Source organism: Rheinheimera pleomorphica, from assembly GCF_011634895.1.
Lineage (GTDB): Bacteria > Pseudomonadota > Gammaproteobacteria > Enterobacterales > Alteromonadaceae > Alishewanella > Alishewanella pleomorphica.
This window is the reverse complement of sequence record NZ_SIRR01000008.1, coordinates 417,189-429,641: the sequence shown is the minus strand read 5'-3', so window position 1 is coordinate 429,641 and position 12,453 is coordinate 417,189. Positions and strand designations below refer to the sequence as shown.

General features: G+C 50.8%; 14 protein-coding genes. 8 read left to right on the top strand and 6 right to left on the bottom strand.

The genetic code is table 11. The features are described from left to right. Positions 1-48: 48 nt before the first annotated feature. A complete protein-coding gene (locus tag EYB30_RS11155) occupies positions 49-549 on the bottom strand; it encodes a GspH/FimT family pseudopilin (protein WP_166839342.1) in 501 nt (166 codons plus the stop codon). A gap of 191 nt (positions 550-740) precedes the next feature. On the opposite strand from EYB30_RS11155, the gene EYB30_RS11150 reads away from it, so the two are divergent. The 5 genes from EYB30_RS11150 to EYB30_RS11130 are packed head-to-tail and all read left to right on the top strand — an operon-like array spanning position 741 to position 4,021. Beyond that, a complete protein-coding gene (locus EYB30_RS11150; RefSeq protein ID WP_166838986.1) occupies positions 741-1,229 on the top strand; it encodes a type IV pilus modification PilV family protein in 489 nt (162 codons plus the stop codon). Positions 1,230-1,234: 5 nt separating this feature from the next. Then, positions 1,235-2,185, top strand: a complete 951-nt coding sequence (locus EYB30_RS11145) for a PilW family protein (RefSeq protein WP_166838985.1) — start codon at positions 1,235-1,237, stop codon at positions 2,183-2,185. Next, the gene (locus EYB30_RS11140) at positions 2,182-2,562 is read left to right on the top strand and encodes a hypothetical protein (RefSeq protein ID WP_166838984.1); all 381 of its coding nucleotides are present in this window, start codon (positions 2,182-2,184) and stop codon (positions 2,560-2,562) included. Before EYB30_RS11145 ends, EYB30_RS11140 begins: the two co-directional genes overlap by 4 nt. Then, entirely contained in the window at positions 2,555-3,625 is a 1,071-nt protein-coding gene (locus tag EYB30_RS11135) for a hypothetical protein (protein WP_166838983.1), read from the top strand. The genes EYB30_RS11140 and EYB30_RS11135 overlap by 8 nt, the downstream gene beginning before the upstream one ends. Next, complete coding sequence (locus tag EYB30_RS11130; protein ID WP_166838982.1) at positions 3,626-4,021, top strand: type IV pilin protein; 396 nt, start codon at positions 3,626-3,628, stop codon at positions 4,019-4,021. Here EYB30_RS11130 and EYB30_RS11125 read toward each other — a convergent pair. Further along, complete coding sequence (locus tag EYB30_RS11125) at positions 4,018-4,524, bottom strand: GspH/FimT family pseudopilin (RefSeq protein ID WP_166838981.1); 507 nt, start codon at positions 4,522-4,524, stop codon at positions 4,018-4,020. The genes EYB30_RS11130 and EYB30_RS11125 overlap by 4 nt on opposite strands. 75 nt (positions 4,525-4,599) lie before the next feature. Next, entirely contained in the window at positions 4,600-5,436 is an 837-nt protein-coding gene (gene nadE / locus EYB30_RS11120) for an ammonia-dependent NAD(+) synthetase (protein ID WP_166838980.1), read from the bottom strand. A 148-nt stretch (positions 5,437-5,584) separates the two neighbouring features. Between nadE and glnB the strand changes: the two genes are divergently transcribed. The 3 genes from glnB to EYB30_RS11105 are packed head-to-tail and all read left to right on the top strand — an operon-like array spanning position 5,585 to position 8,021. Continuing rightward, on the top strand, positions 5,585-5,923 hold the full coding sequence (gene glnB / locus EYB30_RS11115; protein ID WP_008219040.1) for a nitrogen regulatory protein P-II: 339 nt from the start codon (positions 5,585-5,587) through the stop codon (positions 5,921-5,923). Positions 5,924-5,983: 60 nt separating this feature from the next. Then, positions 5,984-7,117 (top strand): tetratricopeptide repeat protein, encoded by a 1,134-nt coding sequence (locus tag EYB30_RS11110; protein WP_166838979.1) that lies wholly within the window; start codon positions 5,984-5,986, stop codon positions 7,115-7,117. A 1-nt stretch (position 7,118) separates the two neighbouring features. Next, a complete protein-coding gene (locus EYB30_RS11105) occupies positions 7,119-8,021 on the top strand; it encodes a M28 family peptidase (RefSeq protein WP_166838978.1) in 903 nt (300 codons plus the stop codon). Here the strand turns inward: EYB30_RS11105 and EYB30_RS11100 are convergent. The 3 genes from EYB30_RS11100 to EYB30_RS11090 are packed head-to-tail and all read right to left on the bottom strand — an operon-like array spanning position 8,005 to position 12,328. Next, complete coding sequence (locus EYB30_RS11100; RefSeq protein ID WP_166838977.1) at positions 8,005-9,516, bottom strand: FAD-binding domain-containing protein; 1,512 nt, start codon at positions 9,514-9,516, stop codon at positions 8,005-8,007. The two genes, EYB30_RS11105 and EYB30_RS11100, sit on opposite strands and share 17 nt — an antisense overlap. After that, the gene (locus EYB30_RS11095; protein ID WP_166838976.1) at positions 9,513-10,802 is read right to left on the bottom strand and encodes a DASH family cryptochrome; all 1,290 of its coding nucleotides are present in this window, start codon (positions 10,800-10,802) and stop codon (positions 9,513-9,515) included. The genes EYB30_RS11100 and EYB30_RS11095 overlap by 4 nt, the downstream gene beginning before the upstream one ends. Then, positions 10,799-12,328 (bottom strand): cryptochrome/photolyase family protein, encoded by a 1,530-nt coding sequence (locus EYB30_RS11090; protein ID WP_166838975.1) that lies wholly within the window; start codon positions 12,326-12,328, stop codon positions 10,799-10,801. The genes EYB30_RS11095 and EYB30_RS11090 overlap by 4 nt, the downstream gene beginning before the upstream one ends. Positions 12,329-12,453: the final 125 nt, after the last annotated feature.

Here is a 12,453-nt window from a genome sequence, read left to right as displayed (position 1 = left end):
AATAAAAAATGCCGGCTAGCCGGCATTTTTGCTACCTGCAGTATGTAGTTAAGGGCAAACCATGCCTTGTTTACTTACTCTGGAACGGCCAGATTGCAGTAAAGTTAACTGAGCCCCACGGTTTGCTTGACCTGACGGGCAATATGACATCATGCCGTTAGCACTGGCGGTGCCATTCGCGGCAAAACTAACACCGGCGATAGCAAAATTAATAGTGTCATTTGCCGCTGCTGGCTCTGTTACCCGCAGTACGGTTTCGTTAGCGTCTAACTGGCGGTTATTGTTCGGGTCGTTAAATACACTGATCTGGCCTTGCCAGTTTGCCGTGCAAACGCCGTTTTCCAATGGACAAATGGTGACCGGCGATTTAGTAGAAGCGGCGTGGGAGCGGGCAAAAGCAAACATACGGGATAATTCAGTCAGTCTGGCTTCAGCCCGGGAGTTTTCCAGCAAGTTATTCATCGCCGGAATACCCACACCTGCCAAAATAGCCACTATCGCTACTACTACCATCAGTTCTAATAAGGTAAATCCTGAGCCTCGGCGCATTTACTACTCTCTTACTGGTTTACATCAACACACTCTGCAGTGTAGCAGAGGCTATGCTCAGATTCACACATTAAATTAACCTTTAAAAACAGTAATTTATAAGCTTCTTTATTTTTTATTTGTTTTTAATTTGAACAATTGAAATATTGTTGTAATTTTAAAGTTAAATAAATTAACTTTGGCATACGGATATGCAGTTACAACATGGATTCAGTCTGGTCGAAGCGCTGGTTAGCTTGTTAATTTTAAAACTGGGGTTGCTTGGCGTGCTGGCAGGCCAGACGCTGGCGATAAAACAGGTGCAGGACGCCTTGCAACGCACGCAGGCTGTCGCACTGAGTAACAGTGTCGTTAGCGAATTGTCGGCGAACCGGGCGCTGCTACCGCTACTGAGTGAAGTCACCGTTTTTACTGAAGGTCCCGGCTTGTTCGCTTGTTTACCGCCAGTCAGCTGTTCTGCCGAACAAATCAATGCCATTCAATTAAATCATTTATTGCTGCGTTTGCAGCATCCCTCCGGAGGCTTAAACGACGCTGCAGTCTGTGTTACGCCGCAGGGGGCGACGATACAGCTAACGATGGCCTGGCAGCGCCGGCTGGCGCAGCAGCCCGCACAAATGACCGGCTGCCAAAGTGGCGCTGACAGAGCCGGTCTGGCGATAACAGCCAACCGGGGGTAAGTCTGATGCGTAATACCGCAGGTTTTAGCCTGTCAGAACTTATGATTGCCATGCTGTTGTCGCTGATGATCATCAGCATGGCGCTGACCGCCTTTAGCAGCCTGAGCCGGTCTGCCCGGCAAACCCAGCAACTGGCAGAATTACAGCAAAATGCCCAGCTGATCAGCAGCCTGTTTCAGCGGGAATTGACAAATATCGGCTTTTGGGGCGGCCGGGCAGCACCCACAACAGCGGTGACCTCAGTACTGCCGGCGGCACCCGTGGCAGACTGCGCCGATAGCGTGCTGGACAGCGGCAGTTTTCCGGCCAGTGGTAAAGCTTTTGTGACCCTTTACGCCAGTTTACAGCTGAATTGTGCGCCCAACGCCATTGCCGGCAGTGAAATATTGCAGCTAAAGCGCTTAATTGGCCAACCAACATTACCGGCACAGTTCAGAGATAACCGCTTCTACTTCGAAACAGACTGGCAGCTTAGCCGCTTTGTTGACAGTAACAGTGCAAAACTGAGCACTGAGCGTGATTATTGGCCCTATCAGCACCTGGTGTTTTACCTGCAGCAACAACAGCTGCTGGGGCAGACGCTGCCGGTATTAATGCGTAAAAGGTTAAGCCGTAATGCTGCCGGTGTGGCGCAAATTAGTACCGACTCTATTTTAGACGGGGTAGAGCGGCTGCACTTTGAGTTTGGTATTGACAGCAATTCTGATGGCCAGTTGGACTATATGTTGTCTACTGCGCAGATGTTGCCTGAGCTATGGCAGCAACAAAGCAGCCGCATTATCAGTATTCGCTATCACATACTGCTGCGCGCGCGCCAAGCTGATCCGAATTACATCAACCAGCAACAGTACGAAATGGGTAGCCAGCTGTTTGTGGCGCCAGCCGACAACTACCGGCGTTTATTACTAAGCAGCAGTGTGTTTTTTCACAATCAGGCACTACAGGGGGGAGCATGAACCGCGCTAATGGCATGGTGTTAATCATGGTATTGATTTTTTTACTGGTGATGAGCTTGTTGTTGTCGGCGATGCTATTCGTTAGTCAGTTAAGTCACAAAGCTGCTTACGCTGGTCAGCAGCAATTGCAGACTGAACAGCAGGCACTGACTGAGCATTTAGCAGCACTGACACAGGGCCCAGATCCGCAAGCACCTGACAGCGAGCCGTTAGCACAATGTCCGGCGCAGTTTGCTGCCTGGTCGGCCAATGCCCTTCATTGCCAGCTGTTTAGGGTGCAGACGGCAACCTATTCTGATAGTGGGTTATTTTATGCCGGCTATAACAGCCTGATACTGCATGCTGGCTTAAACACTGAGGCGCAACCGCATGATTAAACGCCTGATGATAGTGTTACTGCTCATTTCTCCGCTGGCGCTGGGCTGTGATTTAAATGCTGCCGGACCGGTTAGCAGTAGCATGCTATCGCCATTGGCAAATGAACCGGTACGCGAGATCCTGATCCATAATAACGTGCAACTTGCGCTGCCCGCTGCGCCGGGCGTATTACGCCTTAGCCAAAGCAGTAATGCCAGTCTGATTGACGAAATGAGCAACTGGCCAACGCCCAGTGGCCAGATAGCCAGTATCAAAGCCCAGCCGGCGGTGCTGGACCATAATTATGATGGTATTGCCGATGCACTCTATGCCGTGGATAGCAGTGGCCTGGTGTGGTATCTGCCATTAAACCACAGTGGTTTTCAGTCTGCGCAATTACTGGCTGATTTTAGCCATTTGGCGGCAGAGTTCCGCCAGCCGGTGCAACTGGTGCAAAGTGTGGCGCCCTCTTTTGGTACAGCGATGCAGCGGCAAACTATGCTATTGCTGATTGCCAGCACAGCCAGCGACGGCGACATTTTGTTAATGGTTAAACATAGCCAGGCATCAGCCGGGCTGATCACGCTGGAGAGTCTGGTCGATCGCAGCGCCATTAGCCAGGCTGAATTACAGACCGGGATTGCAGAACCCTTGTGGCAGCAAATCCAATATAGTGCCGGCTGGTATGTGCGTTTGCATCGTAGGGTGAGCGCGCAGCCAGCGGTTTATGCCGGTGTGGTGTATCTGACATCGGCCGAAAATAATCAGCTTAATGCGGATTGCAGCCTGACAAACAGCGCTCTGCCACAGCTGCATGCGCTGCATTTGCACCACGCGGCTGCAGTGTATACACAGCGGCAATGGCAGATAGTGCAGCCCGATGCCGCGGTACTGCAATTACAGCAAAATACCCAGGGCGAGCTTGAATTACTGCTGCACAATGCGCAACAGCAGCAACTGGTGCTGACGGATATGCTGATGGTTGATGACAGTTGTGCCAGCTGCAGTACGTTAATACCGCCAAATACGTTTCCGCGTAGCATGCGTCTTGCAACGTTTCAGCTTGAACAGGGAGGACATTGAATGCAGCGGACAAAACAAGGTTTTAGTTTGACCGAATTGCTGATCGTGCTGGCTATCATCGGCATTCTGGTCGCGCTGTGTTATCCGTCTTACCAGCAGTATGTACTGAGAAGTTATCGCACCGAAGCCACGACGGCCTTGCTACAACTGGCCAATGCGCAAGAGCATTATCTGGCAGATCATGGCAGCTACGCCGCAGACTTAGCCGAGTTGGGGGCTGCTGCTACAGCACGTTATAGCTTTGAGATAATGCTATCTGAGCAAGCTCAGGCGTATGAGCTTCGGGCGCTGGCGCAGGGCTTACAGCAAGCCGACAGCAGCTGCAGCCTGTTTAGTCTGAATCATCTTGGGCAACGTAACCAGTTAGCGCCCGACACGCTGAACTGCTGGGATTAATAAGGGCAGGCCGAATGCACTTCGGTTAAGCGGCCTCGTCCCGCCTGATTAACGGTAAGACGATAATGCCACTGATGCTGCGGTTTAGGGCAATAATAAAAAGTGCCATTTTCAAAACCATTCAAACTGCCATCGCGCCTGAAGGTGATAGCTTTACGGTTGTAAACTAAGTTATGGCCTGATGGTAGTGCCGGTAATTGGCGGATAAGCTGACTGTCGTTACTGTTGGGATACAGCAACAACAGCTGCAGCGGCGCATCTTGCCAGGCCAGGCTGCACTGACCGTTTTGCATCGGACAAAACTGCACCGGCAAATTACTGCTGCTGGCCGCTACCCGGGCATAGGCCAAATGCTGGCTAAATTGGCGGATATAGGCTGACGCGCGCTGACGGTCAATAAACTGTGCCATGGCAGGCACCGCCACAGTAGCGAAGATGATTAGGATGGCCAGAGTGACCATTAGCTCGGGTAAGCTAAAGCCGTTACGTTGTGGGGATAACATACTAAGCTCCTTGCAGCGAATGTCCTGCAAAAAGCTTAGTATTTATTGCTAAAATGTAAATATATTGGTTATTATTTATTGCTCGGCGTCGTAAATCGTGGGTATTGGCTGACGCTTGTGTTGGGTTTTCTGGTAGATACTAATCAGCTTTTCACTGACGGCGGCAGAGACTGCTTTGCCCTCGAGAAAATCATCAATCTCATCATAGCTTAACCCTAGTGCGGCTTCATCGGCTTTTTGTGGCGACAGGCATTCCAAATCGGCAGTAGGCACTTTGCCGACCAACAGTGCAGGTGCCGCCAAAGTTTCGCCGACTAAACGCACCTGACGTTTATTTAACCCAAACAGTGGTGCCAGATCGCAGGCGCCATCGCCCCATTTAGTGTAAAAGCCAGTGATATTTTCTGCAGAGTGATCGGTGCCTAACACTAAACCGCCAAGTAAGGCCGCAATATGGTATTGCACCACCATACGGGTGCGGGCTTTAACATTGCCTTTAGCAAAGTCGGCCTGCGCTTCGCTGGCTGTAGCCAACCCGACAGCCGTCATAGCGCTCCAGGTGGCCTGATGAATAGCATCAGCACCGCCTTGTACATTAACTGACAGCGCTTTGCTGGGCTGAATAAAATCGACCGCTAGCTGTGCTTCGGCTTCATCTTTTTGTGTGGCGTAAGGCAGGCGCACCGCCACAAACTGATAACCGCTGCCACTGTGGTTTAATTCATCTACGGCTAATTGCGCCAGACGACCGCAGGTGGTGGAGTCGATGCCTCCACTGATCCCAAGCACTAAAGTTTTCATGCCAGATGCGACCAGACGTTGTTTAATAAAATCTACCCGGCGGCGGATCTCAAATGCCGGATCTATTTGCGGTAATACCCGCATTTCGGCAATAATTTGTGCTGCATTCATCGCTTTTAGCCCTTACTGTCAATATCTGCCTATCTTACCTTGCTTTACCGGCTGTGGATCAAGTGATTCTTCAGTATTAACTGCTGAAGCAGCTGGCGGCTTGTATTATACTGCCAACAACACTGCGGCTTAACTTACGGGCATTACAATGAAAAAAATCGAAGCAATTATCAAACCTTTTAAGTTAGACGATGTACGCGAAGCGTTGGCAGATATCAATATCACCGGTATGACAGTAACCGAAGTAAAGGGTTTTGGCCGGCAAAAAGGCCATACCGAGCTTTACCGCGGTGCTGAATATATGGTGGACTTTCTGCCTAAAGTGAAGCTGGAAATTGTTGTACCGGATGAGCAGGTAGAGCGCTGCGTTGAAGCCATTATGAAAACGGCGCAAACCGGCCGTATTGGCGATGGTAAGATTTTTGTCTTTGACGTTGAACGCGTCATCCGCATCCGCACTGGCGAAGAAGATGAGGATGCGATATAACATGTTAACTATTACTTAACCTGGAACGTTATGTGGAATTGCAATAGGAATAGCTTATCATTGTTGTTGGCTGCTTTAATGCTAGCTGGTTGTGCTGGTAAGGTGATACAACCTGTTGCAGCTGTACCTGAAATACCTTATTCGCCGCTGCTGGAAACAGCAAATACACCGGTGCCATCGCTTGCGGATATTTTTGTCCTTACACCGGCTCAGCAAACTGAATTTCTTACCTATTATAACGACCCTTCCCGCCAACATATTGCCGGTCATCGCCGTATTTATCGTTTTTTGTCGGAGCACTTTTCCGGGTTCAACTATCAGGGGAAGAACCACACTGCAACCCAGGCTTTTGCATTAAAAAGTGGTAACTGTATAACACTGGCGGTACTAACCAAGGCATTAGCCGATATAGTTGGGGTGGACGTTAAGTTTCAAACTATCGTCTCTGCGCCACTATACAGCATAGAGAATGACTTTATGCTGTCATCAGATCATGTGCGAACCTTTGTATATGCAGCCGATTTTACGCCAGAGAAAAACACAATATACTTCTCTACACCCGGCATTATTATCGATTATATGCCGGCAGCTGGTGATATAACCGGGCCGAGAATTTCACACAGCACTTTTGTCGCCATGTTCTATCGTAACCTGGCTGCTGATGCCATATTAAGCGGACAGTATGCACAGGCTCTGGCATTATTGCGCACAGCATTAAACTACGCTCCGACTTATGGTGCAGCCATTAATCTTGTTGCGGTTGTTCATCGGCGCCTGCAACAAGAATCGCTGGCTGAGCAGTTTTATCTATATGGACTTGAAGTTGCTGATAGCAAGGCGACATTGATTGGAAACTATGCGGTACTTAAGCAAAGTGTCGGGGAGCCGGAAGTCGCGACGCAGCTGCTGCAATCTTTGCAGGCACTGGACGAACATGATCCTTACCTTTGGTATTCATTGGGGCTCAATGCAGTTAAAACAGAGCAATATCAGCAAGCGATTGTTTTTTTTAAGAAGGCTGCGGCCCAAGCACCGTATTTGCATCAGTTTCAATTTGAATTGGCATTAGCTTATTTTAACAACAATCAGCCAGGGTTAGCCTATAGTTCGCTGACTAAAGCCGCAGAATTGTCAGCAGCAACTGAGCAGCAACGTTACTATGCTAAGTTGGAAGCGCTGGCGTTAAGGCGCTAGGATGCAGCTGCTGCTGTGTTGCTGTGTTTTACTTGTTTGTTTAGCGGTTAATGCTACAGCTTTACATCAAGATATCGAGCAGTTAAGTGATGCACAAATGCAAGGCCGTAAAACCGGTTCAGTCGGGGCACAGTTAGCGCGGCAGTATATAGCCCAGCGTTATCAGCAGTTAGGTTTGCAACACTTCAGTGTCAGTTATATGCAGCCGTTTGACTATGGCCATCAAAAGGCCGCTATTAATGTCGTTGGCTACTTGCCGGGTTGCCAATACCCACAGCATTACATTGTGGTAACGGCGCACTATGACCATCTGGGCAAGGAAGGCCGTAAAATCTTTCACGGTGCTGATGACAATGCGTCCGGGGTCGCTGCAATGCTGGAGCTGGCCAGCAGGTTGGGTAAAAGCTGTCCGGCCTATTCCTATATTTTTCTTGCCACCGATGCCGAAGAGAACGGCCTGTATGGCAGTAAGGCCTTTGTTGCTCAGCCGCCGGTGCCGCTAAGCAGCATAGTACTTAACCTGAACCTGGATATGCTGGGCCGGCCGGACCAGCGTGGTAAATTATACCTTACCGGTGCCAAACGTTATCCGGCGCTAAAAGCTGAACTGGAGCCCGCCTTTAGCCGAATACTGTTTTTGCATCATCGCGGCCCATCACGAATGCTGCGCGATAGGGTACGCTACGATTGGCCCAATGCCAGCGACCATGGGCCTTTTTATCGTGCCGGTATTGCCTATTTGTTTTTCGGCGGGCAGGACCACCGACACTATCACACGCCGGACGATACCTGGCAGCGCATCGATGCTGAGTTCCTTAATATGGCAATGGCAGCCATATGGCAGACTGTGTACTGGCTGGAAACACAGCCACCCGGCGTACTGATGGCTACCAGTCAAAACTAAGCTGGCCGCGCGCTGCTCTGCGCTTGTTGGTTGGCGGGCGTTTACGACTGGCATGACGGCTAAAAACGGTCTGCTGTTGTTGCTGCCACTGTTGCTGATCATGTTGTTTTAACCATAAACTCAGCCTTGCCCTGGCTAGCTGCTGTGCCTGCTGTAAGTTAACAATAGGTGAGGGGTAATCACGCTCTATCACACAACCATATTGCTGCTGCAGTGATTTGGACATCAGCCAGGGCGTATGCAGCCAGCTGTCAGGCACCTGGCGCAGCTGAGGTAACCACTGGCGGATAAACTGGCCATCGGCGTCTTTTTGCTGGCTTTGTTTTACTGGGTTATACATCCGGTTAGGGTTTATGCCGGTGGTGCCGGCCTGCATCTGAATTTGGGCATAATGAATACCCGGTTCGTAATCAACAAAACATTGTGCCAGGTGCAGGGCTAAAGGCCGCCAGTGCAACCATAAATGATAACTGGCGAAGGCCACCAGCATGGCGCGGGCGCGAAAATGCAGCCAGCCGCAGGCGAGTAAGCAGCGCATAGCGGCGTCAATCAGTGGGTAACCGGTATTGCCGTGACGCCAGGCTGCAAAATGGGCGGGGTTAAAGTCGGCTTCGCGCAGCCCGTCAAAGCCGCGATGCATATTAAAAAATTCAATCGCCGGTTCATCTTCCAGCTTTTGCATAAAATGGCAATGCCAGCGCAGCCGGCTGAAGAATGCCTGCAAACCTTGTTGTCGGCGCTGCGTGCTGGCCTGTTTCATTGCCAGATAGCTTTGTTGCTGCAGCTGGCGCAGGCTAAGCTGGCCGTAGCTAATATACGGGCTTAACCGTGAGCAGCTGTGTACTGCCTTGGCGGCCAGGGAGATATGCTGACGGTAGTTGTCACAGCGCCCGCTGATAAAGCTGTTAAAGGTGTGCCTGGCGGCCCCGGCGCTTTGTATTGTTGTGCATAATGCCAGATCGCTGCGCCGTTCTGGTGTCAGCTCGGATAGGTCCCAACTCGCAGCGGTAAGAAATGGCAGGCGGTTAACGGCCGGTGCCGTTGCCGTTTTTAGCCAGTTGTCGGCCAGCTTGAACCAGTTGTCGCGGTTAGTTAAACCACGAAATACGGCAAACTGACGGTATTGCTGCCAGGGAATGTGCAGATCTTGCAGTAAGCGCTTGACCGCCAGATCGCGCTGATAGGTCCACAAATTACCGGTTTCTTCATGGCTATACACGGCGCTAATGTTAAATTGGCGACAAAGCTGGCGCAGTACAGCTGTTGCCGGGCCCTTTACCACTAGCAGTGGTTGCCCCAAAGCGCTTAGTTGTTGGTTTAGGCTATGCAGTGCGGGAGCAACAAATTGCCAGTGGCGCAGCGACACATCGCTTTGTTGCCAGTAGTCCGGCTCAATAATGTACAGCGGCAATACTGCGCCGCTTTTGGCGGCCTGATACAGCGGTTGATGATCATCAATGCGTAAATCGCGTTTAAACCAGACCAGGGCGGTCATCTTGCTGAGCTCTGTAGTATGGCGCGGACAAAGCTGCCGTCAGCATCATACATTTGCGCCTGTTTTTCTATATTGAAACGGCGCGCGCTGCTGTTACCACAGCCGGCAATGTAAGCCCAGTTACCCCAGTTGCTGGCGCAGTCGTAATCGAGTAAGCGCTGTTCAAAATAGGCTGCGCCGAGGCGCCAGTCGACCCCCAAGTCATAAATCAAATAACTGGCGACATTTTGCCGGCCGCGGTTACTCATTAAACCGGTTTTATTTAGCAGCTGCATATTGGCATCAATAAAGTCGATACCGGTTTGGCCGGTGCACCAGCGCTTAAAGTTGTTACGCTGCATGGCGCTCAGTCGTGGCGGGCTAAAATCCGGCTGGCCTTGCATGGCCTGTTTGATGCCTTGGCGGCTAAACCAGCGGTCGCGGTATTTGCGAAATTGCCAGCGGAAAAACTCACGCCACAGGAGTTCAAATTTAAGCCAGTAGGTTGAGTCGTTTGCGGCGATATCCTGTTCAAACTGCACGATATGTTGCCACAGCTGGCGCACCGACAACGTGCCAAGCGCCAGTGGCGCCGAGCAAAAACTGGCGTAGTGCTGCCCCAACAGCTGATTACGCGTTTCTTTGTAGGTTAAAATATGCCGGCCTTGCCAGATAAACTTCGCTACCCGCGTCAGTGCGTCTTGTTCTGATGCGACACGTTGCAGCAATGCAGGCTGATATTGCATAACTAACTGTTCAAAAGCACTGTTGTAAGGCTCGCATAGGCTCGCATTTAACCAACCCTCGGCTGGCAATAAAGTATTGTTCGGTGGGCTTACCCGCAATAACGGCTCTAATTGTTTGCGAAAGGGTGTAAAACTATCTGGTAGGCGCGAAAGTCTGGGCCTAAGCGGTTCGCCCAGCAGAGAATTGCAGTCAAGTTGTGTTACCGATAAAACCGCGGATAGCTCAGACAACGCCTTGCGCTCATCAGGCGCGACCGGCTCGGCGCAGTATAGCGTAGTGGCATTAAGGTTACGCGCCAGTTCGCTGATAAGCTGCACTCTGTCACCCACTAAGGTTATCAGGCCGATATTGTATGCTGCCAGTTGTTGCTTAAGATTAGTTATCACCGCCAGTTGCTGCTGCAACCGGCTTAAGTTGGCTCGCGCTATACCATATTGAGTGCCAAAAAAAGCCTGGTAATCCAGCACCACCAGTGCGGCTTTAGTCTCTGCTGGCAGCTGGAGCAGCGGGTTATCATGCAATCGCAGGGTGTCGTTCAGTAAAATCAGGCTTAAGCTCATAGCTGCTCCAGTTTAATCAGGGTGTCGGCAGCTTTGGCTAAAATGGCGGCTTTGTCGTTGTCGCTGCGCTTGTGCCAGTTAGCATAAGCCAGTGCCAAGCGCGGGTTTTGCGCCAGCAGTGTTTGGTTGCGCTGTAAAAAGTGCCAGTACAGTGCATTAAACGGGCAGGCGTCGGCTTCGGTGGTTTTTTTGACCTGGTAAGCGCAGTGTTGACAGTAATTGCTCATGCGGTTGATATAAGCGCCACTGGCGGCATAAGGTTTAGAGGCCAGAACACCGCCGTCGGCAAACAGTGCCATGCCCAGCGTATTGGGTAGCTCTACCCATTCGTAGGCATCGGCATACACGGCCAGATACCAGTCGGTTACCTCGTCAACGGCCAAGCCAGCCAGCAAGGCAAAGTTACCGGTTATCATCAGGCGCTGAATATGGTGCGAGTAGGCATGTTCAATAGTGCTTTGCACGGCCTGCTGCATACAGCGCATTTGTGTTTTACCATGCCAGTAGTAGGCTGGTAAGCTGCGCTTTGCCTGCAACGCATTACGCTGTTTGTATTCTGGCATTAACAGCCAGTACAGGCCGCGTACATACTCGCGCCAGCCTATTAACTGGCGGATAAAGCCTTCAGCGGCATTAAGCGGCACTGTGCCCTGCAAGTAAGCCTGCTGCACTTTGTTGCACATCCAGCGCACATCTAACAGGCCGCAGTTTAAATATACCGAGCAGATACTGTGTTGTAGAAACGGCTGGTTCAGCCGCATCGCGTCCTGATAGTCACCAAATTGTGGCAGTTGCTGTTGTACAAAATGTAAAAACGCCTGACGGGCGTCTTTGCCGGTTACGGCGTACGCAAAAGTGTCGCCAGCTCCGATATTGCCGGCAAAGTGTTGCTCAACCAGGCTGATAACTTCTGTAGTTATTGCATCCGGTTTAAAGCGTAATGGGGCAGTGGGTTCAAGCGCCTTGGGCCAGGCTTTGCGATTGTCGCTATCATAGTTCCATTTGCCCCCTTCTGGTGTATCTCCCTGCATCAATAAACCGGTGTAGCGGCGCATGTCACGGTAAAAATATTCCATCCGCAACTGCTTTTTACCGCTGGCCCAGCGGGTAAAACGCTGCAAGGTACAAATAAAGCGCTCATCAGTTAGCACCTCGACCGGCAGACCAAACTGTGTTTGCCAGCTAAGTATTTCCTGTTGCAGCCGGTACTCGCCACATTCAGTGATCAGAATGTGCTTAAGCGCCGGGTAGCGGCTTAACGCATATTGCACCGCATCGGTCATACTGTATAACGACTCCACGCTGGCATAGCGGATATAGCATACTGTGTAACCCTGCTGCTTAAGCACCGCAGCAAAATGGCGCATGGCGCTGAACAGCAGTATTATCTTATGCTTATGATGCTTAACGTAGCTGGCTTCGCTACCAACTTCGGCCAGCAAGATAACATCGTCCGGTTGCAGGTTTTGTAAACTGGGTAACGCTGGACTGAGCTGATCAGCCAGCAGCACAATAAGTCGGGCCATAAAAAAACGCAAAAAGGGCAAGTACTGGCTTTACGTCACAGAGGCTATGCAAGATCAGAGCGTAGCGCACGCAAAACACTTTGTGTTATGTTGTCACATAAGTTTGCTATTCAAAGGAATAACAC

Excerpts from the sequence above, each read along its gene's own strand:
- EYB30_RS11150 (WP_166838986.1), top strand. The coding sequence starts at position 741 with ATGCAGTTACAACATGGATTCAGTCTGGTCGAAGCGCTGGTTAGCTTG.
- EYB30_RS11125 (WP_166838981.1), bottom strand. The coding sequence starts at position 4,524 with ATGTTATCCCCACAACGTAACGGCTTTAGCTTACCCGAGCTAATGGTC.
- glnB (WP_008219040.1), top strand. The coding sequence starts at position 5,585 with ATGAAAAAAATCGAAGCAATTATCAAACCTTTTAAGTTAGACGATGTA.
- EYB30_RS11090 (WP_166838975.1), bottom strand. The coding sequence starts at position 12,328 with ATGGCCCGACTTATTGTGCTGCTGGCTGATCAGCTCAGTCCAGCGTTA.
- EYB30_RS11105 (WP_166838978.1), top strand. The coding sequence starts at position 7,119 with ATGCAGCTGCTGCTGTGTTGCTGTGTTTTACTTGTTTGTTTAGCGGTT.
- EYB30_RS11095 (WP_166838976.1), bottom strand. The coding sequence starts at position 10,802 with ATGAGCTTAAGCCTGATTTTACTGAACGACACCCTGCGATTGCATGAT.
- EYB30_RS11140 (WP_166838984.1), top strand. The coding sequence starts at position 2,182 with ATGAACCGCGCTAATGGCATGGTGTTAATCATGGTATTGATTTTTTTA.
- EYB30_RS11130 (WP_166838982.1), top strand. The coding sequence starts at position 3,626 with ATGCAGCGGACAAAACAAGGTTTTAGTTTGACCGAATTGCTGATCGTG.
- EYB30_RS11100 (WP_166838977.1), bottom strand. The coding sequence starts at position 9,516 with ATGACCGCCCTGGTCTGGTTTAAACGCGATTTACGCATTGATGATCAT.
- EYB30_RS11135 (WP_166838983.1), top strand. The coding sequence starts at position 2,555 with ATGATTAAACGCCTGATGATAGTGTTACTGCTCATTTCTCCGCTGGCG.
- nadE (WP_166838980.1), bottom strand. The coding sequence starts at position 5,436 with ATGAATGCAGCACAAATTATTGCCGAAATGCGGGTATTACCGCAAATA.
- EYB30_RS11155 (WP_166839342.1), bottom strand. The coding sequence starts at position 549 with ATGCGCCGAGGCTCAGGATTTACCTTATTAGAACTGATGGTAGTAGTA.
- EYB30_RS11145 (WP_166838985.1), top strand. The coding sequence starts at position 1,235 with ATGCGTAATACCGCAGGTTTTAGCCTGTCAGAACTTATGATTGCCATG.